Origin of the sequence: Micromonospora sp. HM5-17 (genome assembly GCF_003762835.1) — a bacterium.
Classification (GTDB): Bacteria; Actinomycetota; Actinomycetes; order Mycobacteriales; family Micromonosporaceae; genus Plantactinospora.
The window spans coordinates 20,009-46,863 of record NZ_RJWA01000006.1; the positions used below are offsets into that span (position 1 = coordinate 20,009).

Annotated in this window: 30 protein-coding genes and 1 riboswitch; of the genes, 22 read left to right on the top strand and 8 right to left on the bottom strand. The window is 73.0% G+C overall.

What is annotated here, in order from left to right; all coding sequences use genetic code 11:
* The first annotated feature begins 183 nt into the window (after nt 1-183).
* Nucleotides 184-339 carry an amidophosphoribosyltransferase gene (locus EF879_RS17800; protein ID WP_233604553.1) on the top strand — a complete coding sequence of 52 codons (156 nt, stop codon included), beginning with the start codon at nt 184-186 and terminating at the stop codon, nt 337-339.
* A gap of 19 nt (nt 340-358) precedes the next feature.
* Here EF879_RS17800 and EF879_RS17805 read toward each other — a convergent pair whose 3' ends face one another.
* Entirely contained in the window at nt 359-1,012 is a 654-nt protein-coding gene (locus EF879_RS17805; protein ID WP_123560085.1) for a hypothetical protein, read from the bottom strand.
* A 245-nt stretch (nt 1,013-1,257) separates the two neighbouring features.
* Between EF879_RS17805 and EF879_RS17810 the strand changes: the two genes are divergently transcribed.
* Nucleotides 1,258-1,491 (top strand): hypothetical protein, encoded by a 234-nt coding sequence (locus EF879_RS17810; RefSeq protein ID WP_123560684.1) that lies wholly within the window; start codon nt 1,258-1,260, stop codon nt 1,489-1,491.
* A 52-nt stretch (nt 1,492-1,543) separates the two neighbouring features.
* On the opposite strand, the gene EF879_RS17815 is transcribed toward EF879_RS17810, so the two are convergent.
* Both EF879_RS17815 and EF879_RS17820 read right to left on the bottom strand, forming a co-directional pair.
* Nucleotides 1,544-2,086: a hypothetical protein gene (locus EF879_RS17815; RefSeq protein WP_199736516.1), complete on the bottom strand. Its 543-nt coding sequence runs from the start codon at nt 2,084-2,086 to the stop codon at nt 1,544-1,546.
* Between the two features lie 11 nt (nt 2,087-2,097).
* Entirely contained in the window at nt 2,098-2,307 is a 210-nt protein-coding gene (locus tag EF879_RS17820; RefSeq protein ID WP_123560087.1) for a phosphatidylethanolamine-binding protein, read from the bottom strand.
* Nucleotides 2,308-2,568: 261 nt separating this feature from the next.
* Here EF879_RS17820 and EF879_RS17825 point away from each other — a divergent pair, with 261 nt between their 5' ends.
* Entirely contained in the window at nt 2,569-3,765 is a 1,197-nt protein-coding gene (locus EF879_RS17825) for an XdhC/CoxI family protein (protein ID WP_123560089.1), read from the top strand.
* Nucleotides 3,766-3,877: 112 nt separating this feature from the next.
* Here EF879_RS17825 and EF879_RS17830 read toward each other — a convergent pair whose 3' ends face one another.
* Both EF879_RS17830 and EF879_RS17835 read right to left on the bottom strand, forming a co-directional pair.
* Nucleotides 3,878-4,519: a hypothetical protein gene (locus EF879_RS17830; protein ID WP_123560092.1), complete on the bottom strand. Its 642-nt coding sequence runs from the start codon at nt 4,517-4,519 to the stop codon at nt 3,878-3,880.
* Nucleotides 4,516-5,922 (bottom strand): selenium-binding protein SBP56-related protein, encoded by a 1,407-nt coding sequence (locus tag EF879_RS17835; RefSeq protein WP_123560093.1) that lies wholly within the window; start codon nt 5,920-5,922, stop codon nt 4,516-4,518. The genes EF879_RS17830 and EF879_RS17835 overlap by 4 nt, the downstream gene beginning before the upstream one ends.
* A gap of 228 nt (nt 5,923-6,150) precedes the next feature.
* Here EF879_RS17835 and EF879_RS17840 point away from each other — a divergent pair, with 228 nt between their 5' ends.
* The 14 genes from EF879_RS17840 to EF879_RS17905 all read left to right on the top strand — a co-directional run bounded on the left by EF879_RS17840 (nt 6,151) and on the right by EF879_RS17905 (nt 16,885).
* Nucleotides 6,151-7,263: an N-acetylmuramoyl-L-alanine amidase gene (locus EF879_RS17840; RefSeq protein WP_233604554.1), complete on the top strand. Its 1,113-nt coding sequence runs from the start codon at nt 6,151-6,153 to the stop codon at nt 7,261-7,263.
* A 106-nt stretch (nt 7,264-7,369) separates the two neighbouring features.
* Nucleotides 7,370-7,759 carry a DUF2267 domain-containing protein gene (locus EF879_RS17845; RefSeq protein WP_123560095.1) on the top strand — a complete coding sequence of 130 codons (390 nt, stop codon included), beginning with the start codon at nt 7,370-7,372 and terminating at the stop codon, nt 7,757-7,759.
* A 427-nt stretch (nt 7,760-8,186) separates the two neighbouring features.
* Nucleotides 8,187-8,837: a CDP-alcohol phosphatidyltransferase family protein gene (locus EF879_RS17855; RefSeq protein WP_123560099.1), complete on the top strand. Its 651-nt coding sequence runs from the start codon at nt 8,187-8,189 to the stop codon at nt 8,835-8,837.
* Nucleotides 8,834-9,748 carry a DUF881 domain-containing protein gene (locus EF879_RS17860; RefSeq protein WP_123560102.1) on the top strand — a complete coding sequence of 305 codons (915 nt, stop codon included), beginning with the start codon at nt 8,834-8,836 and terminating at the stop codon, nt 9,746-9,748. Before EF879_RS17855 ends, EF879_RS17860 begins: the two co-directional genes overlap by 4 nt.
* On the top strand, nt 9,745-10,077 hold the full coding sequence (locus EF879_RS17865; protein ID WP_123560104.1) for a small basic family protein: 333 nt from the start codon (nt 9,745-9,747) through the stop codon (nt 10,075-10,077). Before EF879_RS17860 ends, EF879_RS17865 begins: the two co-directional genes overlap by 4 nt.
* A gap of 9 nt (nt 10,078-10,086) precedes the next feature.
* Nucleotides 10,087-11,091: a DUF881 domain-containing protein gene (locus EF879_RS17870; RefSeq protein WP_123560690.1), complete on the top strand. Its 1,005-nt coding sequence runs from the start codon at nt 10,087-10,089 to the stop codon at nt 11,089-11,091.
* 68 nt (nt 11,092-11,159) lie between these two features.
* A complete protein-coding gene (gene gcvH / locus EF879_RS17875; RefSeq protein ID WP_123560692.1) occupies nt 11,160-11,540 on the top strand; it encodes a glycine cleavage system protein GcvH in 381 nt (126 codons plus the stop codon).
* A gap of 214 nt (nt 11,541-11,754) precedes the next feature.
* Complete coding sequence (locus EF879_RS17880) at nt 11,755-12,207, top strand: FHA domain-containing protein (RefSeq protein ID WP_123560106.1); 453 nt, start codon at nt 11,755-11,757, stop codon at nt 12,205-12,207.
* Between the two features lie 59 nt (nt 12,208-12,266).
* Complete coding sequence (locus EF879_RS17885) at nt 12,267-12,965, top strand: MerR family transcriptional regulator (RefSeq protein WP_123560694.1); 699 nt, start codon at nt 12,267-12,269, stop codon at nt 12,963-12,965.
* A 217-nt stretch (nt 12,966-13,182) separates the two neighbouring features.
* A complete protein-coding gene (locus EF879_RS17890; protein ID WP_123560696.1) occupies nt 13,183-13,647 on the top strand; it encodes a bifunctional nuclease family protein in 465 nt (154 codons plus the stop codon).
* Nucleotides 13,648-13,854: 207 nt separating this feature from the next.
* The gene (locus tag EF879_RS17895) at nt 13,855-14,481 is read left to right on the top strand and encodes a MerR family transcriptional regulator (RefSeq protein ID WP_123560108.1); all 627 of its coding nucleotides are present in this window, start codon (nt 13,855-13,857) and stop codon (nt 14,479-14,481) included.
* A gap of 363 nt (nt 14,482-14,844) precedes the next feature.
* A complete protein-coding gene (locus EF879_RS27300) occupies nt 14,845-15,009 on the top strand; it encodes a hypothetical protein (RefSeq protein ID WP_158624200.1) in 165 nt (54 codons plus the stop codon).
* A complete protein-coding gene (locus EF879_RS17900; protein ID WP_233604556.1) occupies nt 15,006-16,187 on the top strand; it encodes a globin domain-containing protein in 1,182 nt (393 codons plus the stop codon). The genes EF879_RS27300 and EF879_RS17900 overlap by 4 nt, the downstream gene beginning before the upstream one ends.
* The gene (locus tag EF879_RS17905) at nt 16,184-16,885 is read left to right on the top strand and encodes a DivIVA domain-containing protein (RefSeq protein WP_123560110.1); all 702 of its coding nucleotides are present in this window, start codon (nt 16,184-16,186) and stop codon (nt 16,883-16,885) included. The genes EF879_RS17900 and EF879_RS17905 overlap by 4 nt, the downstream gene beginning before the upstream one ends.
* Before the next feature lie 258 nt (nt 16,886-17,143).
* Here EF879_RS17905 and mgrA read toward each other — a convergent pair whose 3' ends face one another.
* Nucleotides 17,144-18,139 carry an L-glyceraldehyde 3-phosphate reductase gene (gene mgrA, locus EF879_RS17910; RefSeq protein WP_123560112.1) on the bottom strand — a complete coding sequence of 332 codons (996 nt, stop codon included), beginning with the start codon at nt 18,137-18,139 and terminating at the stop codon, nt 17,144-17,146.
* A 198-nt stretch (nt 18,140-18,337) separates the two neighbouring features.
* Here mgrA and EF879_RS17915 point away from each other — a divergent pair, with 198 nt between their 5' ends.
* Nucleotides 18,338-18,967 (top strand): carbonic anhydrase, encoded by a 630-nt coding sequence (locus EF879_RS17915; RefSeq protein WP_123560114.1) that lies wholly within the window; start codon nt 18,338-18,340, stop codon nt 18,965-18,967.
* Between the two features lie 104 nt (nt 18,968-19,071).
* A riboswitch (glycine riboswitch) is annotated at nt 19,072-19,169 on the top strand.
* An 84-nt stretch (nt 19,170-19,253) separates the two neighbouring features.
* Nucleotides 19,254-22,082 (top strand): aminomethyl-transferring glycine dehydrogenase, encoded by a 2,829-nt coding sequence (gene gcvP / locus EF879_RS17920; RefSeq protein WP_123560116.1) that lies wholly within the window; start codon nt 19,254-19,256, stop codon nt 22,080-22,082.
* Nucleotides 22,083-22,130: 48 nt separating this feature from the next.
* On the opposite strand, the gene EF879_RS17925 is transcribed toward gcvP, so the two are convergent.
* A complete protein-coding gene (locus tag EF879_RS17925) occupies nt 22,131-22,331 on the bottom strand; it encodes a DUF5999 family protein (RefSeq protein WP_123560700.1) in 201 nt (66 codons plus the stop codon).
* A gap of 121 nt (nt 22,332-22,452) precedes the next feature.
* On the opposite strand from EF879_RS17925, the gene EF879_RS17930 reads away from it, so the two are divergent.
* From EF879_RS17930 to EF879_RS17940, 3 genes are all read left to right on the top strand, one after another.
* Nucleotides 22,453-23,682 (top strand): chorismate-binding protein, encoded by a 1,230-nt coding sequence (locus tag EF879_RS17930; RefSeq protein ID WP_123560118.1) that lies wholly within the window; start codon nt 22,453-22,455, stop codon nt 23,680-23,682.
* Nucleotides 23,683-23,748: 66 nt separating this feature from the next.
* The gene (gene def, locus EF879_RS17935; protein ID WP_123560120.1) at nt 23,749-24,252 is read left to right on the top strand and encodes a peptide deformylase; all 504 of its coding nucleotides are present in this window, start codon (nt 23,749-23,751) and stop codon (nt 24,250-24,252) included.
* A gap of 136 nt (nt 24,253-24,388) precedes the next feature.
* Complete coding sequence (locus EF879_RS17940; protein WP_123560122.1) at nt 24,389-25,168, top strand: endonuclease/exonuclease/phosphatase family protein; 780 nt, start codon at nt 24,389-24,391, stop codon at nt 25,166-25,168.
* Between the two features lie 100 nt (nt 25,169-25,268).
* On the opposite strand, the gene EF879_RS17945 is transcribed toward EF879_RS17940, so the two are convergent.
* Nucleotides 25,269-26,264 (bottom strand): tyrosine-type recombinase/integrase, encoded by a 996-nt coding sequence (locus tag EF879_RS17945; protein ID WP_123560124.1) that lies wholly within the window; start codon nt 26,262-26,264, stop codon nt 25,269-25,271.
* Nucleotides 26,265-26,855 lie beyond the last annotated feature (591 nt).

The following is a 26,855-nucleotide window of genomic DNA, read 5'->3' on the forward strand; positions in this document are numbered from 1 at the left end:
GTTCGACCTGTCGCCGCCCCCGACCGGGCCGACCGGCGGACGCGCCACGCGGCTCCGCCCTGCCGGCTCGGACGGGGCCGGCCGCCCGTGCGTCACCCGGACCGGGAGTGGCATCACGACCGCTCCCCGCCACGAGTTGCGGACATTAGGGTGATTCGCGTGAAAAATACGGGGTTACGGTACGTGTTGTCGATCGGTGCCGCGCTGGCGGTCATCTATTTCGGCAGCAGGCCGGAGGACGGGCGCGGGGTCACCAACGGCGTTCTGCTGCTGGCGGCTCTGGTCGGGGTCGCCGTGTGGTACCTGACCCGGCCGAGCGCGGGCAAGCCGGTGAGCTAGTCCCGGCGGCGTCAGCAGGTCACCGGCCACCTGCGGCCCGGGTCAGCGCGCCGACCGACTCCTGCCCGAGCGAGACCCGGACCAGCGCGGAGACCAGGCGGGGAAAGTCGTTCCCGCCGACCAGCCGGGCCAGCCGGTCCGGTGCCGAGGGCAGGCCGAGCCGGTCCGCCGCCCCGGCCACCCGCCGGTCCGTGTACGGGCGCAGGTCCGGCCACACCGCCTGCGCCTCGCGCAGGAAGATGTCCGCTCCGGTCGGCCCGATGCCCGGGAACTCCGTCAGCAGGTGGCGCAGCCGCGCCCGGTCACCGTCGGCCTCGCGGTGCAGCCGGCGCAGGTCACCGCCCCAGCGTTCCCGGCACCACTCGGCCGACCTGCCCAGCATCGTCGCGGTCCGCTCGTCGTAGCGCCGGTAGTGCGCCCGGCCGAGGGCGTCCACCCGGTCCTGCCAGCTCATCCTCGCGGTGTCCTGCGGCGTACGACAGCCGGCGGCGAAGAGCTCACGGGCGGCGGCGACCGCCACCCCGGCCCGGATCCGGGTGCTGAGCAGGGTGGTCAGCACCAGCAACTGGTACAGCGGCCCGGGCTGGTCGGCGAGCCGGATGCCCGCCTCCTCGGCGTACGTGCGGCCCTGTCGGTCGAGCAGCACCCGGGCCAGGGCGCGGTCACGGTCCACCCACTCGGGTTACCCCGCCGCCCCGGTCCTATCCCGGTCCGCCTCAGAGCGGGGCCCCGGGGCTCGACGGCCGCGCGCGGACCGGGCACCGGGCCGGCGGCGCATGCCGCCACCGGCCTCCGGGTATCCAGACCGGTGGCGCGCCGGAGGGGCACCGCCGGGTTCCGGCCCGTGGTTCCCCGATCCGCCAGGGCGTCCCACCCACCGGGGACGCGCGGCCGGTGCGCCGGTGGAAGGGGATGACGATGACGAACGTGCAGCAGCCGGAGATGCGGCGCAACGGGTTGAACCCGACGGTGCAGGACAGCAAGGGACCACGGCCGGGCGATCCGACCCGGTCCCGGGGCGGCCGTGGCCGCCGGGTGCCGCCGGACCAGGTCTCCCCGTACGGTCCGTCGCCGCGTCCGGTGGCGGAAAACCCGAACCGCGGAGCGGCCGGCCGGAGTGCGGCGCGGCCGATAGCCCGCGGCCCCGAGTGACGTCGCGGTCCGGCCGATCGCCCGGGCCGGGGCGCCGGGCTACGGCGGTCGGTCACCGGCGCCGCCCGCGCCCGCGAGACGCAGCCCGGTCCGGACCACCCCGCCGGGCACCCAACTGGTGCAGGGTGGCGACGGCGGCCACCCCGTACACCAGGTGCGGTACCGCGTCGGAGATCCAGTCCGTGGGGCTCCACCGGCGGGGATCGGTCACCCCGAGCGCGGTCATCACCCCGTCGGTGGCGGCCATCAGCCCGGCGCCGAACAGCCCGGCGGCCACCGGCGCGGGCAGGCGCCGTAGCCCGACGGCGGTGAACACGGCGCCGCATAGCACCCCGGTGGCGTAACCGAGGAGGGGCCCGAGGCCGGAGCGGCGGTTCGCTGCCCGGGCCTCGGGCCCCAGACCGACGTGTAGCGCCGCGGTGAGGCGGCGGGCGCTCTCCTCCGGTGTGCTGCTCGCCGGCCGGGCACGCACCGTCATGTCCAGGTACGTCGCCATGTTCAGCGCGGCGCTGCCGACGGCGCCCGCGATGGCACCGTCGGCCACGAGGTCCCCGAGACGGCCGTCCGCGGCGACGGCCCGGGGGAGGCGCCCCAGCGTCTCCGCGATCACTTCGGCTCACCCGGCCCGCGCTCGCCCTTGGGTCCCAGTCCTCGCTCACCCCGGACGAATCCCGGGCGTCCCTGCTGCTCCCGCAGGTAGCGGTTGGCCGCCCTGTCGGCCTCTCTGTCGTTGGCGCGCCCCGAGTTCTCGATGCGCTTGCGCATCCGGGCCCGCTCCACGTCGTACGCGTTGCTGCCCGGTCGTGGTCCTGGCATCAGGCCGCCTCCGTCCCCGTCGTGCCGACGCCGTACCCGCTCGGTCTACCCGCCCGGCTCCGGGGCATTCGCCCGCCGCCGGTCGGGAACATATCGATCAGAATAAGTAGTCTCGACCGCGGTGCATCGGCGAGGGCTCCATGACCCGGCGAGGGGTATGGGTGTTATGGAAGCATTTGTACCGACCGGTATCCGCGGGCGGTTTCGGGCCGGGGAAGAGAACCGGGCGACGGCGGCAGGAGGGCGGCGTGGTGAACGGTCATGCGTGACGTGCTGGACGAGCTGGAGCGCTGGTGGCGGGCGGGGGAGCCGGCGGGGCTGGCGACCGTGGTCGGCACCTGGAATTCGGCGCCCCGGAGCGCCGGGGCGACGATGGCGGTCGGCCCGGACGGCACGGTGACCGGCAGCGTCTCCGGAGGTTGCGTCGAGGGCGCCGTCTACGAGCTGGCCCGGGAGGTCGCCCACAGCGGCGTGCCGACCCTCCGGCGGTACGGCGTCAGCGACGACGACGCCTTCGCCGTCGGCCTGACCTGCGGCGGAACCCTCGACGTCTACGTCGAACGCGTCGACACGGTCGCCTTCCCCGAGTTCGGCGCCGTGGCCGCGGCGATCCGCGCCGGACGGCCGACCGCGGTGGCCACCTGCGTCGCGGTCCACGGCGCCGACCCGGCCCGTCGACTCGGCCGGCGGCTGGTCGTCTGGTCCGATCGGACCGCCGGTTCGCTCGGCGACGACCGGCTGGACGCGGCGGCGACCGACGACGTTCGCGGCCTGCTCGCCGTCGGCCGCACCGGCGTGCTCCGCTACGGCTACGACGGCCAGCGCCGCGGGGACCGGCTGCACCTCTTCGTGGCGACGTACGCCGCCCCGCCCCGGATGATCGTCTTCGGGGCGATCGACTTCGCCGCCGCCGTGGCCCGGATCGGTGTGTTTCTCGGCTACCGGGTCACCGTCTGCGACGCCCGCCCGGTCTTCACCACCGCCCGCCGGTTTCCCGAGGCACACGAGGTGGTGGTCGACTGGCCGCACCGGTACCTGCGGTCCGAGGCGGAGGCGGGGCGTCTCGACGGCCGGACCGTGGTCTGCGTCCTGACCCACGAGCCGAGGTTCGACGTGCCGGTGCTCGAGGTGGCGCTGCGGCTGCCGCTGGCGTACGTCGGCGCGATGGGTTCCCGTCGGACCCACCGGGACCGGCTCGACCGGCTGCGTGCGGCCGGGCTCACCGACGCCGAGCTGGCCCGGCTCTCCTCGCCGCTCGGTCTCGACCTGGGGGCCCGGACGCCGGAGGAGACCGCGGTCAGCATCGCCGCGGAGATCGTGGCGCGGCGGTGGGGCGGCACGGGGGACCGGCTGTCGGTGCTCGACGGCCGGATCCACCACGACACGGCGGACGGCGACGGCGCCGTCGGGCCGAGCGTCCCGGCCGCGCCGGTCGGTCCACTTCCGTCTCCCCGCTGACCGCCGGCACCGCGGGGCCGGCCACCCACCCGTGCCGGACCGTCCGGCCGTTACCTGGTCGACGCCAGCGTCCGGCCCCGGCACCCGCCCCGGCGCGCGGTGCGGCCGGCGGTCACGCGGCGGCATCGACCAGGGTGACCAGCCCCGCCACCAGCAGCACCCCGGCCCAGAGGCGGTCGAGGTTGAACCAGGCCCGGCGAAGCACCCCGACGCCGACCACCTCGTACACCAGCAGCGCGCAGCCGGTGGCGACGGCGACCATCGCGGCGGTGTGCACCCCGGCGGCGGCGAGCCCGGCCAGTGCGCCGGCCGGTGCGGCGGCCAGGTGCCCACCGTGGCCCTCCACCGCCGGTGCCGGGCCGGCGAGCAGCACCGGTACCAGCATCAGTCCCGCGCCGTGCGCGGAGGAGACGAGGAACGACCAGCCGGCCAGCTGGCCCTGGGACAGCCGCATCCCCACCCACCGGAAGTGCCGCCGCGAGAGCAACCGCCACATGCCGAAGCCGACCAGCAGCATCCCGGCGGCGACCGCGACCAGCGTGCTGGCCACCGCCGACCGGGTCGCGGCCACTAGGGCGGCGACGATCGCCACCGAGGCGGCGTGGCCGACCACGATCGGCGGCAGCGCGGCCAGCAGCGCGCGACGGCTCCCCTCCTGCAACCCCCGGCCGACCGCGAACAGCCAGCCCATCGCCGGGTTGATCCCGTGGAAGGCACCGAGCGCGACCAGGCCCGCCAGGTGTGGCCAGTTCACCGGAAGCAGTACGAGTCGGACGAGGCGTCGCCGCCCTGGAGGCGGGTCTGGTGCACCCGCCGGCCCCGGAAGTCATCGCCGTGCGGGAAGAACCTCGGGTCCGGCGCGAGCCCTCCGGTCTCCGGGTCGACGTCGAGCTTCGCCATCCAGGCCCCGACCCCCTCCGGATAGAACTGGTCGTCCCAGGCGCCGTAGAGGGAGTTGGTCAGGTAGATTCGACGCCCGTCCCGGCTCACCTCGACCATCTGCGGGCCGCCGGACAGCGGAAGGTCGGGGCGGGCCGGGTGCGCCGTCCGCCGGACGATACCGCCCAGCCGTACCGAGCCGGTCTGCACCGGGTGGAAGGGGTCGCGGACGTCGTACTGCCGGAGCTCGCCGGTGCCCCAGCAGGAGACGTAGAGGAAGCGGTCGTCGACGGAGAGGGCGATGTCGGTGACCAGCGGCGGAACCGCGCCGAAGGGCTTGAGCAGGTCGGGCAGGGCGTCCGGGTCGGCCGGCTCCGCCGGGATGTCGATGACCCGGGTGGCGGCCCACCGCTCGCCGTCGCGGTGCCAGACCCAGATCGACGCGGAGAGGTCCTCGACGCTCACCACCACCCCGACGAACCCGTACGTCTTCGCCGGATCGTGTGCCGGCCGCAGCTCCAGCGGCATCTGGTAGGCGTCGCCCAGGTCCACCGTCTGGGTGTGGCGCCGCCGCCGCAGGTCCCAGAAGTGCAGCGCGTGGCCGTACTTCCTGCCGAGCAGCAGCTCGCCGACGATGCCGTCCTCGACCATCGACGGGGTGCCCCACTCGGAGGTGACCAGGACGTCGTGGTTCAGGTGCCACCAGAAGTCGTAGGCGAGGTACTGGGGTCCTCGGTCAGCCTCCCACGCGCCGCGTACCTCGAAGGTGTCGTGGTCGAGCACGGCGATCCCGCCGGGTCCGTCGGCGCCGCCCGCCCCACCCAGGGCCGAGACGTAGATGCCGTCGGGTCCGCAGTGCACGGTGTGCGGGCGCGAGTAGCCCGCCACGTCGGCGAGTTCCTTCGCCTCCACCACCTTCACCAGTGTGGGCCGTCGGGGATCCGGCCCGGTGTCCAGCACGTGGATCCGCGACGAACGTAGTCCGGGGACGATCAGGTACCGCCGTTCGACGTGCGGGTGGGGTGCGGTGGGGCAGAGCGCGCTGCTGCACGCGTTCCAGCCGAAGTGGTGCAGCTCGTCGCCGAGGTTCGGCAGGTCGGTCCAGCCCACCACCGTGCCGTAGTCGGTGGAGTCCGGGTCGACGTCCAGGACGGCGATCGCGTCGGGACGGGTTGCGGTGCGGTCGAAGGCCGCGACGTAGGCGAGCTTCTCCGGCGGCGCGCCGAGGGCGTCCCGGGGTGAGGCGTAGAAGCTGGGGTCGGGGGTCCACCGGGTCATCTCTCCTCCTGTCCGCCACCCTCGCGCGACCGTCCCCGGTGGTCGGGTCGGGCCGCGAACCACTTGCCCAACCTATCGACATGGTCGGATGTCTGACAGTGTGGTCCCGACCGGCGGACAGCCGCATGGGCGAGGGCGCTCTAGCGGCCGGTGTCGATGGTCTGGTAAGAATTCCTTCATCGCTCCCCGGTCGTAGCAAAGAATCCTTCATACCCCCTGGAGGTCTCCGTGACCGGCACACCCCTGTCCCGCCGCACCGTCGTCCGCGGCGCGATCCTGCTCGGCGTCGGTGCCGCCACCGGCGGTCTGTCGCTCGCCCGGGGCAACCCAGCCCTGGCGGCGCCGACCGACGTCACGACGTTCGCGGTCGATCCCCCGACCATCGCCAGCTGCGCCACCTGGGGAGCCCGCACCCCCGGCTCGCTCAGCGTGATCTCCTCGAACCCTGACAAGATCCTGATCCACCACACGGCCGGGGCCAACAGCACCGACTACAGCCAGGCGCACGCGTACGCGCTGGCGCGCAGCATCCAGAACTCCCACATGGACGGCAACGGCTGGTCCGACTCCGGGCAGCACTTCACGATCAGCCGCGGCGGCTACATCATGGAGGGCCGACACCACAGCCTCTCGCGGCTGCAGGCCGGCAGTGGCATGGTGGTCGGCGCACACTGCCCCGGTCAGAACGACAAGGCGATCGGCATCGAGAACGAGGGCACCTACACCTCCGCGACCCCGCCGGCGGCCCTCTACGACCGGCTCGTGCAGCTCTGCGCGTACATCTGCGACCAGTACGGCATCGCCCCGACCCGGATCTACGGCCACCGGGACTACTACGCCACCGCCTGCCCCGGCAACGTCCTCTACGGGATGCTCCCGCAGCTGCGTGCCGACGTGGCGGACGCGCTCGACGGAGGCAGCACCCCGCCGGCGTTCAGCACCATCATCGACAACGCCACCCCCGGGCGATTCACCGCCAGCGAGAACTGGCTGACCTCGTCGTACTCCAGCGAGCGGTACGGCGCCGACTACCGCTACGCGAACCCCGCGGCAGTCAGCGACGTCGCGTACTTCAAGGCCGACATCCCGGCCGAGGGGAACTACCGGATCGACGCCTGGTACCCCGGTATCGCCGGCTACAACACCGCCACGCCGTACCTCATCCTCGCCAAGAGCGGCATGCAGACCGTCGTCGTGGACCAGAGCACCGGCGGCGGCACGTGGCGGTCGCTCGGGACCTTCACCCTCACCGCCGGGGACAAGAACGTGGTCGGGGTGAGCCGGTGGAGCGGCGCCAGCGGGTACGTCATCGCCGACGCCATCCGGATCACCCGGGTCTGACGCCTCCGCCCCGCCTCCGGGGTGCCGCGCGCATCATCGCCCGCTGCGCGGGTAACGCGTTGCGGTAGGCGGTGAGCCCGGTTCCCCGGAGGACGGAGGTGGGGGAGTGCGGTACGACGAGTTTCTGGCCAGGGTGCGGGAGCGCGGCGAGTACGCGGATCCCGCCGAGGCGGAGCGGGTGACCCACCTGGTCCTCGGCATCCTGGCCCAGCGGCTGGACCCGGACGAGGCGGAGGACCTGGCCGCCCAGCTCCCGGGACCGCTGGCCGCGACCCTGATCTCGGCCGGCCAGGGTGCGCCGGGCAGCTTCGGGGTCCAGGAGTTTCTGGGGCGGGTGGCGACCGGCGCCGGCGCGACGGCGCGGACCGCCGAGTGGGACGCCAGCGCGGTGCTGTGCACGGTCGCGGAGGCGATCTCGGGCGGAGAGCTGAACGACGTCCTGACCCAGCTACCCTCCGGGTACGCCCCGTTGTTTGGCCGCGCCAACCTGGGCTGACCGGTATCCGGGCGGCCCACCACGTCCGCCGACACTCACACCGGCGCCTTCCGACGCGGGCCCGCCCCGCGTTTGTCTCTCTCCCATCCGTTGACGGCGCTGACTCGGCGCCGAACCAGCCGGTCCTGCCCGGGCGATCCATAACCTGACACCAGTGGGCTAGCTCCTAGCATCCTAGGATGCACTACGGGATGTGCACCCGGTCACCAACCGAGAACAACACCCACACCGACACCTCACGCACCCAGCGAACAAGACCAAGAAGCCGGCTATAGTGGCTCAGCGTTGAGCGGCCACGGACCTCCCGTCGTCCGGCAACCGACCGGCGCCGGGCAGACGGCGCACCGGATCGGCCCGCCGTCGGGGAGCCCGGCCGAAGCGGGCACCGGTCCGGTGGTCGTCGGACCGTGGCACGGAGGGAGGTTCGGTGACGCGTCGGCCGGCGCGGGCGGCAGCGGCCCGACCCACCGGTGACCGCGGCGCCGGGACCACCGAGACGACCGGCCGGATCCTCACCGTCCCCAACCTGATCAGCTTCGTCCGGCTGCTCGGAGTCCCGCTCTTCCTTTATCTGTTCCTGGTGGTCCGGGCCGATGTCGCCGCGGTCGTCGTCCTCGCGGTGGGTGGCCTCAGCGACTGGGTCGACGGCTACGTCGCCCGCCGCCTGCGGCAGGTCAGCCGGCTGGGGGAGCTCCTCGACCCGGTTGCCGACCGCCTCTACATCCTGGCCACGCTGGTCGCGCTGACCGCCCGGGAGGTCGTGCCCTGGCAGTTCACCGTCGCGTTGCTGGCCCGTGAGCTGGTGCTGAGCGGCAACCTCGCGGTCCTGCGGCGGTACGGCTACCGGCCACCCCCGGTGCACTACCTGGGCAAGACCGCCACCTTCGTGCTACTGACCGCCTTCCCGGTGCTGCTCCTGGCCCACGCGGTGCCGGCCGCCGCCGCGGCGTCCGGGGCGATCGGCTGGGGACTCGCCTGGTGGGGCCTGGGCCTCTACTGGCTGGCGGGCCTGCTGTACCTGAGGCAGGGAGCCGGGTTGGTCCGGGTGGCACGGTCGGTTCGGGTGGGGGCCGGATGACCGAGCGAGGCGGGCGGCCGTACGCTCCGGACTTCCTTACGGAGCTGTTCCGCAACCCGCTCGATCCCGGTTACGCGGCCGCGGCCGAGCGGCGCCGCCGCGCGGGGTCGCCGGCCGGGTGGCGTCGGTCGGCGATGCGCGGGGTCAGCCTGGTGACGCTGGTCGCGCTCGGTTTCCTGTTGGCCGTGGCCTATCGCCAGACGCTGGCGGCGGAGCCGAGCCGGAGCAAGGCGCGCGCCGGGCTGGTGTCCCAGATCAAACAGCGGGAGGCGGAGAACGCGGCGCTGGCGGCCCGGGCGGAGCGGCTGCGGGCCGAGGTGACCCGGCAGCGGGACGCCGCGCTGTCCCAGAGCGCGGTGGCCGAGTTGCGGGAGCTGGAGGCGGCGACGGGACTGGGCCGGGTCCGGGGGGACGGTCTGGTGGTGCGGGTCGCGGACGCGCCGTCGGACAAGGACGCCGTGACGGGCGCCGGGGAGACCAACCTGGGTCGGGTGCTCGACCGCGACCTGCAGGACATCGCGAACGCGTTGTGGAGCGCCGGCGCGGAGGCGATCGCGATCAACGGGCAACGGCTCACCGCGACGTCGACGATCCGGGCCGCGGGCGAGGCGATCCTGGTGGATTTCAAACCGGTCGTGGGGCCGTACGAGGTGTCGGCGATCGGTCCGAGGCAGCTGGAGCGCCGGTTCAGGGAGAGTGCCGCGGCACGGTTGTTGCGGAGTGTGTCCGAGGAGTACGGAATGTCGTTCGACTTCCGTGAGGTCGATGACCTGACGTTGCCGGCCGCGACGGAGCCGCAGTTGCGCTTTGCCACGCCCGCTGTCGATCCCACGCCCGGATCGTCCGGGCCGTCCTCGTCCCCGTCGACGGCCGGCGGGGCGTCCCCGAGTCCGTCCGGAGGCGGCCGATGATCGCTGTGCTCGCGTTGTTCGCCGGGGTGCTCCTCGGTGTCTGGTTGGATCCGACGGTGCCGTCGGCGCTTCAGCCGTACCTGCCGATCGCGGTGGTGGCGGCGTTGGACGCGGTGTTCGGCGGGGTACGGGCGAAGCTGGACGGGATCTTCGACGACAAGCAGTTCGTGGTGTCGTTCATCTCGAATGTGTTGGTGGCGGGGATCATCGTCTATCTCGGGGATCAGCTCGGGGTGGGTGGACAGTTGTCGACGGGGGTCGTGGTGGTGCTGGGGGTGCGGATCTTCGGCAATGTGGCGGCGATCCGGCGGCACCTGTTCCGGGCGTAGGTGGGGGCGATGGCAGGCACGGCGGAGGAGGACGGCACCGGCGTACCGGTGCCGGGGAGTGCCGGCGGTCCGGGTGACGGGCGGTCGGTGGAGCGCGCGTCGGGGAATTCGGCGCGGGCCGAGGCCACCGGCGCGGCGGCGGTGCGTGGCGGGGCGGGATCGGGTCGCGCCCCTCGGCCGACGCCGGAAGCGACGTCGGTGGAGTCCGGCCCGAGCCCGGACGGTGAGCCGACGGTGCCGGTCGGCTCGGACGAGCCGACCGTGCCGATCGGGTCGGATCGCGCCGGGGTCGGGGAGACGTCGCCCAGGGGCGGTGGCCGGTCCCGGTTCACGGCGGCGAACGCGATGATCGCGGTGCTGCTGGCGTTGCTGGGCTTCACGCTCGTGGTGCAGCTGCGGACGAATTCGAGCGACGCGTCGCTGGAGTCGGCCCGGCAGGAGGATTTGGTGCGGATCCTGTCGGACCTGGACGCGCAGGAGGAGCGGGTCCGACAGGACATCGCCGGGTTGGAGGAGAGTCAGCGTCAGCTGAGTTCGGGGGCCGAGGGCCGGCAGGCGGCGTTGGAGGAGGCACGGCGCCGGGCTGACGAGCTGGGCATCCTGGCGGGGAGTCTGCCGGCGCGCGGCCCGGGTCTGACGGTGACGTTCACGGCGGTGAGCAAGCCGGTGGCGGCGTCGCGGGTGCTCGACGCGGTGCAGGAGCTGCGGGGCGCGGGCGCGGAGGCGATGCAGATCATGGGCGGCAACGGTGTGGCGGTGCGGATCGTGGCGTCGACGTACTTTCTTGATGCCGACCAGGACATCTCGGTGGATGGGCGGCGGCTGACCGGGCCGTACACGATCACGGTGATCGGCGATCCGAAGACCATGCGGACCGCGTTGAACATCCCGGGCGGGGTGGTGGCGTCGGTCAGCGGCGACGGCGGTAACGTGGCGATCCAGGAGCGGGACGTGGTCGAGGTGACGGCCGTGAGCCCGCGGAGGGACCTGCAGTATGCGCGGCCGGTGTCGTGACTGGTGCCGCGGGCCGGGTCGGGTGGTCCGACCAGGCGAGGATCGGTGTGATGGAGAGGGACGCCCTGGTGATTCCTGACGACCTGCGGTATACCGCCGAGCACGAGTGGGTGGCGGGTGACGGCAGCGGGCCGGTGCGGGTGGGTATCACCCACTTCGCGCAGGACGCATTGGGTGACATCGTGTATGTCCAGCTGCCCGAGGTGGGCGCGGCTGTCGAGGCCGGGGAGTCGTTCGGCGAGGTCGAGTCGACGAAGAGTGTGTCGGAGATCTACGCGCCGGTGGGCGGCACGGTGGTGGCGCGGAATGATCAGCTGGTTGATACTCCTGAGATAATCAACACGGACCCGTACGGGGCGGGTTGGTTGGTGGAGATTGCGCCCAGTGATCCGGCCGCGGTGGCCGGACTGTTGACCGCGGAGGCTTATCGGGAGCTGACCGGCAGTTGATGGTGGTGAGGCCGGCGGGTGGTGTGTCCGCGCGTCCGGTTGCCCTGTTTTTCGGCGCTGGCTAGGCTCGCTCAGTCGACCGAGAACCAAATAGTTGCGCGTTGCGGAAATGCCTTCCCGGGCACGGGGGAGCCAGCCGCTGGGCCAGGAGACGGCTCGGCGGCAAGACCCGTCACACCCGACGCCGACCGAACAGATCCGTGAGGTGGTCCTAATGACGCGCCCAGACGACGAGTTCCCCCCACTCGACGTCACTTCGACGCTCAATCTTGGCTCGCTCGACGAGATGCTGGAGGGCCCGGACGCCGATGTGGTGCCGAGCCGGATGTCGGGTTCGCTGCCACCGGGTATGGCGCTGCTGGTGGTGCGGCGGGGGCCGAACGCGGGTGCCCGGTTCCTGTTGGACCACGACGTGACGACGAGTGGCCGGCACCCGGACAGCGACATCTTCCTGGACGACGTGACGGTGTCGCGCCGGCATGCCGAGTTTCACCGGGACAGCGGCACGTTCACGGTGCGTGACGTGGGGAGTCTGAACGGCACGTACGTGAATCGGGAGCGGGTCGAGGCGGCGACGCTCAGCAACGGTGACGAGGTGCAGATCGGGAAGTTCCGGCTGGTGTTCATCGCCGGGCCGCGTGCGGAGGAGGGGACCTTTCGGGGGTGAGTGAGCGCGCGGTGGCGGCGGTTCCCGGGGCGGGGACGGCCGCCCGGGGTCAGCCGTTGATGAGCATCGGTGAGGTGCTGGCGCAGCTACGGGTGGAGTTTCCCGACACGACGATTTCGAAGCTGCGTTTTCTCGAGTCCGAGGGACTGGTTCGGCCGCAGCGTACGCCGGCGGGTTACCGGAAGTACAGCTGGGATGACGTGGCGCGGTTGCGATACGTGCTGACCGCGCAGCGTGACCAGTATCTTCCGCTGCGGGTGATTCGGGAGCAGTTGGCGCAGGCGGACCGGGAGGCGGCGGCGGGCCCGGAGCGCCCGCGTCCGTCGTTGGTGGCGGTTGGTCCGGATGGTGAGGTTCCGGGCCGGAAGACGCCGGTCGAGTCGGTGGAGACCCGGCTCGGCCGGGCGGAGTTGGTGTCGCGGAGCGGCATCGACGAGGGCTTGTTGGCGGAGCTGGAGCGGATGGGGCTGGTGGTGTCCCGTCCGCCGGGGTGGTATGACACGGACGCGTTGGTGATCGCGCAGGCGGTGGCGGGTTTGGCGGCGTACGGCCTGGAGCCGCGTCACCTGCGGGGCTTTCGAACGGCTGCGGACCGGGAGGTGGGGTTGTTCGCCCAGTTGCTGGCGCCGTTGGCCCGGCAGAATGATCCGGCGGCGCAGGCGCGGGCGGCGGAGGCAGCCCGGGAGCTGGCCGGACTGTCGCAGCAGTTGCACGCGGCGCTGGTACGGGTGGGGCTGCGCGGGACGCTGGGTCGCTGATCTGCCGGGTCCGGGCACGGCGGGAAAGATCTGCGGTGGTGGGCGTGGCGTAGGCTTCCCGGGGTAACCCTTGTCGGGTGCGGCGGGTGTGGGCGGCGCGCGTGGGGCGTCGTTATCCGGGTCCGTGTACCGTGCAGGCAGGGGCATGCCGGCGGACGGTGGTGAACTGTCGCCGTATCGTCGGTGGTGGGAAGAAGACGACGACACGGAGGCGGCGGTGCGCGAGCTGAGCGTGGTCGGGGTTCGGGTGGAGCTGCCCACCAACCAGCCGATCGTGTTGCTCAGAGAGGTCGAGGGCGAGCGTTACCTGCCGATTTGGATCGGCGCGGTGGAGGCTACCGCGATCGCGTACGAGCAGCAGGGGGTCAAGCCGGCCCGCCCGTTGACGCATGATCTGCTGCGGGACATTCTCGCCGCCCTGCGGGCACCGTTGCGGGCGGTGGAGATTGTCGAGCTGAAGGAGAACGTCTTCTACGCGGATCTGTTGATCGGCGACGGGGTGCGGGTGTCGGCCCGGCCGAGTGATTCGATTGCCCTGGCGTTGCGGGTGGGTGCGCCGATCCGTTGTTCGGAGCAGGTGTTGTCGGAGGCCGGCATCATCATTCCGGACGAGCAGGAGGACGAGGTGGAGAAGTTCCGGGAGTTCCTGGAACAGGTCCGTCCGGAGGACTTCGCCGGGTAACGGGTGATCGCCCGCGGGGGCGGGGCGGTTGTCGGGCCGGCCGTGACGGTGGTGCGATGCGCCGCCGGTGCGCGGGGTGACGGCCGGGGTGCGGCGTGTCGCGGCTTTTTCTGCGAGGTAACCCTCCAGCTGGGCTATAGGGTTGGCCCTGTCGAGGGGTGCACGTCCCGGAAACGATGTGGCACCCACGGGCGGGGAGGTTGTCCGATGCATGAGTCGCAGGCCCCTGATCCGGGTACATCCGATCATCAGCGTCAGGTCGAGAGCCTCCGCGGGGCGGCGGGGGAGGAGGTCGCCGCCGGGTCGGCGGACGATGGTGGGGTCGGCTATCGGGGTGTGACGGCCTGTCACGCCGTGGGCATCAGTTACCGGCAGCTGGACTACTGGGCGCGTACCGGGTTGGTGGTGCCGAGTGTCCGGGACGCCTCGGGTTCGGGGACGCAGCGGCTGTACTCGTTCCGGGACCTGGTGGTGCTCAAGGTCGTGAAGCGGCTTCTCGACGCGGGCGTGTCGTTACAGAACATCCGGCGGGCGATCGAGACGCTGCGGTCCCGGGGGGTGGGGGATCTGGCCGGGATCACGCTGATCTCCGACGGTACGACGGTGTACGAGTGCCGTTCGCCGGAGGAGGTGGTCGACCTTCTGCAGGGCGGGCAGGGGGTGTTCGGGATCGCGATCGGCGGGGCGTTCAAGGAGATCGAGGGATCGTTGTCGCATCTGCCGGCGGAACCGGCCGGGGCGTCACCGGCGGGTGAGCCGGCGGCGGTGCCGGTGGCCGGGGTGGACCCGCAGGACGAGTTGGCGGCGCGTCGGGCGCGCCGTCGGGCAGGCTGACGTGGGCGGGTGGCCCGGTTCGTGATCGTTGAGGTGTGACGGGCGTACGCCCGGACGACGCGGTTTCGGGTGGCGGCTCGATCGGGGTGTGGTGCCGCCGTTGGTGGCGGTCTACCACCGCCGCGTTGGGGGTCGAGGGTCAACACGGTGGGTCGGGGACGACGGTGTTCGCGGGCCCGGTAACGCACCACTGTGGATCTTGGATGGTGCGGAAGACCCGATTCGGGTTGGGATGACACAGAACGGGTGGGCGCGGTAGTGTCCCGACGCGGTGCCGCCCGACGGTGACTGCCGTCCGGCCGGACACCTGTACCACGCCCCCCGACGCCGCGCGACCTGCCCCCTCGCGCCGGAAGGAAGACCGTGACGGAACCACAGGACCATGCCGTGTCGTACCCCGCGACCGGCGTCCCCTCTCCCCGCGGCGGTGTCGCCCCCCGACCGTTCGTGGCCGAGGTCGGTGCGCGCCGGATGCTGCTGCCCGAGAAGGGCCGGAAACTGCCGGCCCGGAGCCAGGCGGGCGGGTGACGGTGGACGCGGCACGGCTGAAGCACAGTTGGCAGGTGGTGGCCGGATACGGCGACCAGGTGCCGCTCTACTTCTACTCGACGCTCTTTCTCGCCTATCCGGAGACCCGCCAGATGTTCCCGACGAACATGGCGGGTCAGCGGGACCGGCTGCTGACCGCGTTGGGCCACATCGTGTCGCACGTGGACCAGGCGGAGCAGCTGGTCGGCTTCCTGCAGTCGCTCGGTGCCGACCACCGCAAGTTCGCGGTCCGGCCGGAGCACTATCCGGCGGTCGGTGAGGCGCTGCTGGCGACGTTGCGGCACTTCCTCGGCGAACAGTGGACCGAGGAGCTGGCGCAGGACTGGTCGGCGGCGTACGGGCTGATCGCGAAGGTGATGATGGACGGCGCCACGGCCGCGGAGAACGTCAGTCCGCCGTGGTGGGTCGGCGAGGTGGTGGCGCACGAGCCGCGGACGTTCGACGTGGCGGTGCTGACGCTACGTCCGCAGTACCTGCTGCCGTTCGAGGCGGGCCAGTCGATCGGGGTGTCGAGTCCGGCGACCCGGACGTGGCGGTACTACTCGCCGGCGAACGCGCCGCGCACGGACGGCACGATCGAGCTGCACGTGCGGGCGGTTCCGGGTGGGACGGTGAGTTCCCGGCTGGTGTACGGCACGAGCGTCGGCGACTACGTGCATCTGGCGGCCCCGGTGGGGGAGCGGTTGACGCTGCGGCAGGCCGGCGGCGGTGACCTGCTCCTGATCGCCGGTGGGACGGGTTGGGCGCCGATCAAGGCGCTGGTGGAGCAGGTGGCGACGGAGGGTGGCGGGCGGCGTGTCGACCTGTTCGTCGGGGCCCGGTCCCGGACCGAGTTCTACGACGTCGACGCGATCGAGAAGTTGGCGGCGTCGTACCCGTGGCTGCGGGTGACGTACGTGGTGACGACGGATCCGGCGCGGCCGGGTGAGGTCATGCCGGTGGTCGACCGGGTGCTGGCCGAGGGTGACTGGCGGGGCCGGCACGTGTTCCTCTGCGGGTCGGATCCGATGGTGTCGAGCGCGGTCAGCGGGTTGGTGCGGGCGGGCTACCACGCCGGTCAGTTGCACTACGAGGCCCCGGGTGGGCAGTGGTACGCGTCCGGGCGGCGGGTTGGTGCCGTGCCGGAGCAGTGGACGGCAGACGGAGGTGCGCGGTGAGCGCCAGCCCGATCAGCAAGTACGACCGTGCGACCGCGGCCTCCGGTGCCGGCCCGCGGGTCCGGTTGACCGCCGACCGGGTACGGCGGTGGGAGTTCGCGTCGTCATCGTTCACCCGTCGGGGTTTCGACGAGCGGGACGTGGATCGATTCCGGCACCAGGTGGCCGAGGAGCTGGACCTGCTGGCGTCGCAGTTGGCGGATCTGCGGGCGGAGAACCAACGGCTGCAGGACCGGGTCGAGCTGCACCGGCACGGGGTGTTGCCGAGCGCCAGCGGGGTGGCGCAGCTGCCGGGGCCGAAGGAGGTCAACCTGCTGTCGGCGGCGCAGCGGGAGGCGGAGCAGATCATCGCCCAGGCGCACGACTACGCGCGACGGGTGGCGGAGTATGCCCGGGCGCAGTACGAGCACTACCTGCGGGCCGCCGCGGAGGACGCCCGCAGGGAGGCCGAGCGGGTGGTGCAGGAGTACCGGGCGTCGGCAGGGGCGGGTTTCGACGACACGGTGGCGACCCGGGAGGCGCTGCGGATCTTCGGCGAGATGATGATCTCGCACATGCAGGCGGCGGCCCGGCATCTGAACGAGGGAAGCGAGCAGTTGGCCCGGACGATGGACCGGATCGCGCGGGAGACGGGTCCGGGGGTCGCGGCGGGGGCGGGACGGCCGGCGCTGACGCCGCGTCCGGACGACGCGCGGTGAGGGTGCCGTGGGGCGGCCTGGGACCGCCCCACGGCGGTGGTCAGCGCCGTTTCCGCGCGATGCCACCCCGGCCGCGGTGGCGGAAGGTAGCCGCGCAGGCCGGTGCCGCGCCCGGCCCGCGGGTCGACGGTGCGGTCGCCGTCCGGGGTGGCGTCCAGCCCGGCGCGAGGCCCGCCGCCGGCTCGGCCGCGGGCCCGGTCAACCACCCGGCCCGACCGGCGTGTCGCGGTTCGGTCGGGCCGGGGCCGCGGGGGAGCCTCAGGCCGCGGCCAGGTGGCGCTCGATCTCGGCGAGTTCGGCGTCGTCGAGGGTCAGGTTCTGCAGGGCGGCGACGTTGGCCTCCAGTTGGGCGACGCTGCTGGCCCCGATGATCAGGCTGGTCATCCGGGTGTCCCGGAGCGCCCAGGCCAACGCCAGCTGGGCCAGCGACTGGCCGCGGCGGGCGGCGACGCCGTGCAGGGCCCGTACCTTCGTCATCGTGGCCTCGTCAAGCGCGCTCTCGTCGAGGAAGACGCTGGTCCGGATCCGGGAGTCGGCGGGGATGCCGTTGAGGTAGCGGCCGGTGAGCAGCCCCTGGGCGAGCGGGCTGTAGGCGATGCAGCCGGCGCCGACCCGCTCCAGGGTGTCGAGGAGCCCGTCGGACTCGATCCAGCGGTTGAGCATCGAGTACGACGGCTGGTGGATCAGCAGGGGGGTGCCGAGGTCGGCGAGGATCGCGGCGGCCCGCGCGGTCTGTTCCGAGTTGTAGTTGGAGAGGCCGACGTAGAGGGCCTTGCCGGACCGGACGGCGGTGTCGAGGGCGCTCATGGTCTCCTCGAGCGGCGTGTCCGGGTCTGGCCGGTGGTGGTAGAAGATGTCGACGTAGTCCAGACCCATCCGGCGCAGCGACTGGTCGAGCGAGGCGATCAGGTACTTCCGCGATCCCCATTCGCCGTAGGGGCCGGGCCACATCCGGTGGCCGGCCTTGGTCGAGATGATCAGCTCGTCGCGGTAGGGGGCGAGGTCGGCGGCGAGGATGCGACCGAAGTTCGACTCGGCGGAGCCGTGCGGCGGGCCGTAGTTGTTGGCCAGGTCGAAGTGGGTGACGCCGAGGTCGAAGGCGCGGCGGCAGATCTCCCGCTGGGTATGCCACGGGCGCTCGTCGCCGAAGTTGTGCCACAGGCCGAGCGAGATCGCGGGCAGGTGCAGCCCGCTGCGGCCGGCCCGGCGGTAGGTCATCGTGTCGTAGCGGTCGTCCGCGGCAACGTAGGTCACGATCCACAGACTATGCCGGTGACGCCGGTCGACCCGCGGGGACCGCGGGACGCGCCGGGGTGACGGGGTGGGATGCGGTGTCGTGGGGCTCGCCGACCGGCCCGGCGTTCCCGGGCCCGGCCGTGATCTGATCGGGGGGCGCAGCAGGTCGCCGACGCCGTCGACCCCCACCGCCACCTCGCCGCGAGAAGGGACGTCATGGCATATCTCGACGATCGACCCACCACTCCGGCCGACGCGCTCGCCACGCTGCTCGCCGGCAACGAGCGGTTCGTCACCGGCACCCGGATCCACCCACACCAGGATGCCGAGCACCGCGCAGCGGTCGCCGCCGCGCAACGACCGTTCGCGGTCATCTTCGGCTGTTCCGACTCCCGGCTCGCTGCCGAGATCATCTTCGACCGGGGGCTCGGCGACCTGTTCGTGGTCCGGACCGCGGGGCACATCATCGGCGTGGAGGTGACCGCGAGCATCGAGTACGGCGTCGCCGTGCTCGGCGCGCCGCTGGTCGTCGTCCTCGGCCACGACTCCTGCGGGGCGATCCAGGCCACCCACGCCGCCATGGGCGGCGCCCGGCCGCCGGGTCGGGAACTCGGGACGATCGCCGAGCGGGTGGCGCCGAGCATCTGGCGGGCGAACGCCGAGCAGGTCACCGACGAGGACGAGGTCGGCCGGATCCACGTCCGGCGGACGGTCGAGACGCTGACCCGGCCCGGCACCGGGCTGGGTGAGGCGGTGGCCGCCGGCCGCTGCGACGTCGTCGGCATGGTCTACCGGCTGGCCGAGGGCCGGGTCAGCGTCCTGGCCGCCGAGGCCGTCCGGGAGTAGCCGGGCGGCCGGTCGGCGAGCCGCCTCCGGCCCCCGGCCGGCCGACACCGACGATCACCGCCTGCCGGGCGGAACCCGGTCACTGGTACCGTTGCCAGCGCCGACAACCTCGCGAGCGAGAGACCGCCGGGTGCACACCGGGCGGCGCCGAAGGGGCAAACCCTCCCCGGAACCTCTCAGGCAAAAGGAGCTCGCGAGCTGGCGACTGTGGAGCGCCCTGCGACGCCGCACGGGCGCGACAGAGGGGGAGGTTGTGCCCCGCCGACCTCGCCCGGGAGTGTCACCCATGACCACATCACGCTTCGCCGACCGTCACATCGGCCCGGACGCCGCCGCCGAACGGCACATGCTCGACACCGTCGGGTACGACACCGTCGACGACCTGATGGACGCCGCGATTCCCGAGGTGATCCGCTGGACCGGCAGCCTCGACCTGCCGCCGGCGGCGACCGAGGACGAGGTGATCGCCGAACTGCGGGCGGTCGCCGCCCGGAACACCGTCGCCGTCTCCATGATCGGCCTCGGCTACTACGGCACCCACACCCCGGCGGTGATCCGCCGCAACGTGCTGGAGAACCCCGCCTGGTACACCGCCTACACCCCGTACCAGCCGGAGATCAGCCAGGGTCGCCTCGAGGCGCTGCTGAACTTCCAGACCATGGTCACCGACCTGACCGGCCTGGCCACCGCGAACGCCTCCCTGCTCGACGAGGCGACCGCCGCGGCCGAGGCGATGACCCTGGCCCGGCGCGCCACCGGCGGCGCCGGGGAGGTGTACGTCGTCGACGCCGACACCCTGCCGCAGACGATCGCGGTGCTGACCACCCGCGCGGAACCGCTCGGCATCGAGGTGCGGGTGGTCGACCTGGACCGCGACCCGCTGCCGGAGCGCTTCTTCGGCCTGCACCTGTCGTACCCGGGCGCCTCCGGGGCGGTACGGGACCACGCCGGCCTGGTCGAGGCGGCGCACGCCGCCGGGGCCCTGGTCACCGTCGCCGCCGACCTGCTGGCGCTGACCCTGCTCCGCCCGCCGGGCGCGATCGGCGCCGACATCGCCGCCGGCACCACCCAGCGGTTCGGGGTCCCGATGGGCTTCGGCGGTCCACACGCCGGCTACCTGGCGGTCCGGTCCGGGCTGGAGCGGATGCTGCCCGGCCGGCTGGTCGGGGTCTCCCGCGACGCCGCCGGCGACCCCGCCTACCGGCTTGCGTTGCAGACCCGCGAACAGCACATCCGCCGGGAGAAGGCGACCAGCAACATCTGCACCGCCCAGGTCCTGCTGGCCGTGATGGCCGGCATGTACGCCGTCTACCACGGCCCGGACGGGCTGCGGGCGATCGCCACCCGGGTCCACGAACGGGCCGTGACCCTGGCGGCCGGGCTGCGGGCCGCTGGGGTCGATGTCGTCCACGACGCGTACTTCGACACCGTGCTGGCCCGGGTCCCCGGCCGGGCCGCCGAGGTCGTCGCCGCCGCGCGGCAGCGCGGGATCAACCTGCGGCGGGTCGACGCCGACCACGTCGGGATCAGCTGCGACGAGACCACAACCGAGCGGCACGTCGAGGTCGTCTGGGACGCCTTCGGCGCGGGCGCCGACTACCGGCGTACCGCGGAATCGGCGCCCGCCGCCCTGCCGGCGGCGCTGCGCCGCCACGGCGACATCCTGACCCACCCCGTGTTCCGCAGCCACCACTCCGAGACCGCGATGCTGCGCTACCTGCGCCGCCTCGCCGACGCCGACTACGCGCTGGACCGGGGCATGATCCCGCTCGGCTCCTGCACGATGAAGCTGAACGCGACCACCGAGATGGAGCCGATCAGCTGGCCCGAGTTCGCCCACCTGCACCCGTTCGCCCCGGCCGACCAGACCACCGGCTACCGCGACCTGGTCGCGGACCTGGAACGCTGGCTCGCCGAGGTGACCGGCTACGACGCGGTCAGCGTCCAGCCCAACGCCGGCTCACAGGGTGAACTCGCCGGCCTGCTCGCCATCCGCGCCTACCACCGCGACCGGGGCGAGGGACACCGGGACGTCTGTCTGATCCCGTCGTCGGCGCACGGCACCAACGCGGCCAGCGCGGTGATGGCCGGCATGCGGGTCGTCGTCGTCGCCTGCGACAACGACGGCGACGTCGACCTCGCCGACCTCGACCGCAAGATCGAGGCCCACCGGGACCGCCTCGCGGCGATCATGGTCACCTACCCGTCCACCCACGGCGTGTACGAGGGCGGCATCGCCGCGCTCTGTGCCAAGGTCCACGACGCCGGCGGCCAGGTGTACGTCGACGGCGCCAACCTCAACGCGCTGGTCGGCTTCGCCAAGCCGGGCAGGTTCGGGGCGGACGTGTCGCACCTGAACCTGCACAAGACGTTCTGCATCCCGCACGGCGGTGGCGGGCCGGGCGTCGGCCCGGTCGCCGTCCGGGCACACCTGGCGCCGTACCTGCCGGGCGACCCGCTGGATCCCGACGGTCGGCCCGTGGTGTCGGCGGCCCGCTACGGCTCGGCCGGGATCCTGCCGATCCCGTGGGTGTACCTGCGGCTGATGGGCCCGGACGGGCTGCGCCGGGCCACCGGGGCGGCGGTGCTGGCCGCCAACTACGTGGCGGCCCGGCTGCGCCCCCACTACCCGGTGCTCTACACCGGCAACAAGGGCCTGGTCGCCCACGAGTGCATCCTCGACCTGCGGCCGCTGACGAAGGCGACCGGGGTGACCGTCGACGACGTCGCCAAGCGGCTGATCGACTACGGCTTCCACGCCCCGACGATGTCGTTCCCCGTCGCCGGGACCCTCATGGTGGAGCCGACCGAGAGTGAGGACCTCGCCGAACTCGACCGGTTCTGCGACGCGATGATCGCGATCCGGGCCGAGATCGACAGGGTCGGATCGGGGGAGTGGCCGAAGGACGACAACCCGCTCACCAACGCCCCGCACACGGCGGCGATGGTCGGCGGCGACGAGTGGCCGCACCCGTACCCGAGGTCGGTCGCGGCCTACCCGGCCGGGGTGCACCGGCGGGCGAAGTACTGGCCGCCGGTACGCCGTGTCGACGGCGCGTACGGCGACCGGAACCTGGTCTGCGCCTGCCCGCCGCCGGAGGCGTTCGCCCGGTGACCGGTGCCTGCCCGCCGGTGTTCGGCCGGCGGGCAGGCACCGCAACGCCTAGCCGACCAGAGCGTGCCGGGCCGGACCGCGGTGCGGCGCGATCGTGCTCCCGTCGGGCAGCAGCTCGCCGGTGTCGTCGAAGACGATGACGCCATTGCAGAGCAGGCTCCACCCCTGCTCACGGAAGCTGGCGACGACCCGGGCGGCTTCCCGGTCGGGGGCCTCGGCAGGAGGGCAGGTGGGCTCGTGCTGACACATCGAGTTCTCCGGGGACTGAGGCACTGTGCCATGGTTCACATGACCAGTGACGGACGGTACCAACGCGTTCGTCGCGATGACGAGCAGGTTTCAGACCATCGGGGGAGAATCCACTTTTCGGATGAGGCAGATCGAACCAGTCGTCGTGGGACCGCTCCCAACCGGGTCGTCCCCGCACATCCCGGGCATGCCGGCCCGGTGCCGCGCCGCCACCGTCGCACACGCCCGCCTGCAGTGGTGGCACGCCGACAGCGGTGACCCCGCCCAACTGCTGGAGGACTTCCTGGCCCGCCACGGACTACCGGTCCGAGACCTCGCCCGGCCGCCAGCCCGCGACGCCGACCAGCACCGCCCCGGCAGCGTCTGCGGAGCCGCCCTGTTCGTCTCCGCCGCCGCCGGCGCCGCCATGATCGGGGCACCCACCGGCGCCCCCAGCCCAGCCCTCGCCGTACCGGACCTGGCCGCCGTCGTGTACCGGCACACCGACCCGGTCGAGACCGTCGACCCCGACCCGGACGGTGGCACCCCGGGATGGTCCCTCGGACCCTGGCGGGACAGCTGGAGCACCGCCGCGCACGCCGCCGCCGTCGACCACGCCCGCGCCGCCATCGGCCGCGGCGACGTCTACCAGGTCAACGTCGTCGGCCACGCCTCGGCCCGTTACACCGGCGACCCCCGACCCGCCCTCGCCCGGATCGCCCGGCTCCCCGGCGCCCGCTACGGCGGCGTACTGGCCGGGCCGGGCTGGGCCATCGGCTGCGCCTCCCCGGAGACACTGGTCGCGGTCGCCGGCGGCCGGGTGACCACCCGCCCCATCAAGGGCACCCGCCCGGCCACCCCCGACGGCCGGCGCGACCTGCTCGCCTCGCCGAAGGAACGGGCCGAACACGTGATGATCGTCGACCTGGCGCGCAACGACCTCGCCCGGATCGCCCGCACCGGCTCGGTCCGGGTCGACGACCTCTACGCCATCCGCCGCTGGTCCGGCCTGTGGCAGGCCGAGTCGACGGTCTCCGCCCAGATCGCCGCCGGATGCGGACTCGCCGACCTGCTCCGGGCGGTCTGCCCCGGTGGCTCGGTAACCGGGGCGCCGAAGCTCGCCGCGCTGGCCCAGATCGCCGCCCTCGAACCCGTCGGCCGGGGCGCCGCCATGGGCGGATTCGGCTGGCTCGACGCCGCAGGCCTGGACCTGGGGCTGACGATCCGCACCGTCGCCGTGGACGCCGAGCGGGTGCACCTGTGGGCCGGCGGCGGCATCACCTGGGACAGCGACCCGGCGGCGGAGGTCGCCGAGGCCGCCGCCAAGGCCGCACCGCTGCGCGCCGCCCTCGCGCCCCGCCCGGACCGGTAGCCCACACCACCCACCGCGGCACCGGACCCCGACCGGAGCAGGTAACGATCCGATAGGGTTCCGGTCATGACAATGCGGCCCATCCGGATCATCGGCGACCCCGTACTCCGCACCCCGTGCGAACCCGTCACCAGCTTCGACGCCGAACTCCGGGCCCTCGTCACCGACCTCATGGACACCCTGCTCGGCGCCCCTGGACGCGCCGGCGTCGCCGCACCCCAGATCGGCATCAGCGCCCAGGTCTTCGTCTACGACGCCGACGGCCACCGCGGTCACCTCGTCAACCCCACCCTCGAACTCTCCACCGAGACCCAGCTCGACGACGAAGGCTGCCTCTCCATCCCGGGCCTCTACTTCCCAACCCCCCGCGCCCTCCACGTCACCGCCCACGGCTTCGACCAGTACGGCGAACCCCGCACCATCACCGGCAGCGGCTTCCTCGCCCGCGCGCTCCAACACGAGACCGACCACCTGGCCGGCCGCCTCTACGTCGACACCCTCCGCGGCGACACCCGCCGGCAAGCCCTCCGCGAGATCCGCGCCGGCCGCTTCGCCACCCCCAACCGGTAACCGCGCCCATCACCGCCCCCGCCACCGTCGCAACCCCAGACCCACCGTCGCCAGCAGGACGAACAACACCGCCGAACACAGCAGCGCTTTGACAAGCACCCGGAAACCATCCCACATCACGCCGTAAGGTGCAGAGGTGCGCCTGGCAACCTTCAACCTGCTCCACGGCAGGTCACCACAGGACGGCCTCGTCGACGAGACCCGCCTCGCCACCACCGTCGCCGCCATCGACGCCGACATCCTCGCCCTGCAGGAGGTCGACCGCGACCAGTCCCGCAGCAACCACCTCGACCTCACCACCATCGCCGCCCGGGCGATGAACGCCCCCCACCACCGGTTCGCCGCCGCCGTCGTCGGCACCCCCGGCGAACGCTTCCGCCCCCTCACCCACGACGACGACGGACACGGCGAACCCCTCTACGGCATCGGACTCATCAGCCGATACCCCGTCCGATCCTGGCAGGTCACCCGACTCACCGCCCTCCCGGTTCGCTCCCCGGTCCTCGTCTCCGGCCCCGACGGCGGCATCACCCTGCTCCGCGACGAACCCCGCGTCGTCCTCGTCGCCACCCTCGACACCCCCTACGGCCCCATCACCGCCGCCGCCACCCACCTCTCCTTCGTCCCCGGCTGGAACATCCGTCAACTCCGCCAGGTCGTCCGCGCCCTGCGCGCCCTGCCCCCACCCCGCATCCTCCTCGGCGACCTGAACCTCCCCGCGCGCCTGGCCACCCTCGTCTCCGGCTGGCGATCCCTCGCCCACCGCCCGACCTACCCCGCCACCCACCCCCGCGTCCAACTCGACCACATCCTCGCCGACCCCCGCGGCAGCCACCCCCTGCCCGCCGTCACCGCCGTCGCCACCCCCGCCGCCACCATCTCCGACCACCGCCCACTCGTCGTCGACCTCGCCTGACCCGCCCCACACCCCATCCACCGACCGACGCACCTGACGACCGTCCGGTACGCGGGACCACGACGGGACCGGCCCGCGGGGGAGCCCGCCTCGGCGCCGGTCAGCCGAGGCCGACCAGCCGTCCCAACACCCGGTTCGTACGGTTCGCCCGCACCGCCGCCCGCTGCTGCGCCGCCGTCACCTCGATGTAGTGCTGACTCGTCGCCAGACTCGCATGCCCCAACAGCCGCATGATCTCCGACGCGCTCGCCCCGTCCTCGGCCAGCCGCGTCGCGAACGTGTGCCGCAACGCGTGCAACTGCGCGCCCCGCGGCACCCGATCGGTGATCCCGGCCCGCCGGTAGCACGACCACACCAGATACTGCAGGCCGCCGCGACGCAGCGGAGCGCCGGATCGGTCCACCAGCAGCGGCGAGTCCGGCCCGACCGTCCGCGCCCCGAACCGGCGCCGCCGGCTCTCCAGGTACGCCTCGAGGACCGCGTCGAGTTCCGGCTCGATCGGGATCGTCCGGGCCCGACCTCCCTTGCCCGCCACGTCCACCCGGCGCTCGCCCGCCCGGCCCGCCAGCGAACCCACCCGCAACGCCAGGAGCTCGGACAGTCGCAGGCCGGCACAGAGCCCCAACGCCAGTACCGCCAGGTCGCGCTCCGGCCACGGATCACGCTGGCGCCGGTCCACCCGGGACACCGCCTCCAGCAGTTCCTCCGGCGTCCGCTCGCCCCGCAGCGGCTTCGGCGGCGGCGTGGGCACGACCGGCTTGTCGACCGCGGACATCGGGTTGCCGGCCACGACGCCGTCCGCGACGAGGAAGGTGAAGAAGCTGTTCCAGGTGGACCAGGCCCGGTGGATGGAGGCCGGGGCGCGGCCGGCCGCGAACCGGGCGAAGGCGGACCGCAGCGTACGGGGGGTCAGGGCGCTGAGCGGCAGGTCGGCGAGGGGGAGGGGAGTGGCCGGATCCTCGGCGACCAGGCGTGCCACGGCCAGGAGGTCTCGCCGGTAGGCGGCCAGGGTGTGGGGGGAGGGTTTGCGGGTCGCCCGAGCGGTCAGGAACTCCTCGACGAGGGAGAGAAGCAGATGATCCGATTTGTCCTGCATAACGAATATTATTCATGAATGGGACTCGCGTTCAATATCTGACCAACTTCCATATCCGCCGGGAGCCCGGCAGGCGTCGACCGCCAGCCCGGCCGGGCGGGCCCGAAACCCGCGATACGCCGCCCGCCCGGCCGGACGCCGGCACCGGGCCGCCGACCGGCGGAGAGGGGCGGATCGACCGCGCCAGGACGAATACCGACCGCGCCGACCGCGGCAGGTCGTACGGTCCGCGCCGTCCACGTCGGTCGGGGTACGCGGCGGTGCGGCCGGCGGACCGCGGGCGCGGCAGCGGGGACCGGAGCGTCGGATCCGGGTTGGTGAACAGGCCCCTTGAGGGCGGGACCGCCCACCGGACGACCGGCAACTTTACATAATGTCAATTATCGACTCGACGGAAGCCCGGCGGACGCCGGAGCGGACTCGTCGCGCGGGGTGTCCACCCGGGATGCCGAGGTCCGGTCATCCGGGAGTAACGGTGCAGCGAGACGCCACCAGCGCGCGGGCGGGTTCGGGCCCGCGGCGGTCCGGGCGCCGGCGTGGCGGAGAAGAACGATGGTCACCCGCGTGAAAGGCGCCGCGGCCGGGCCCGGT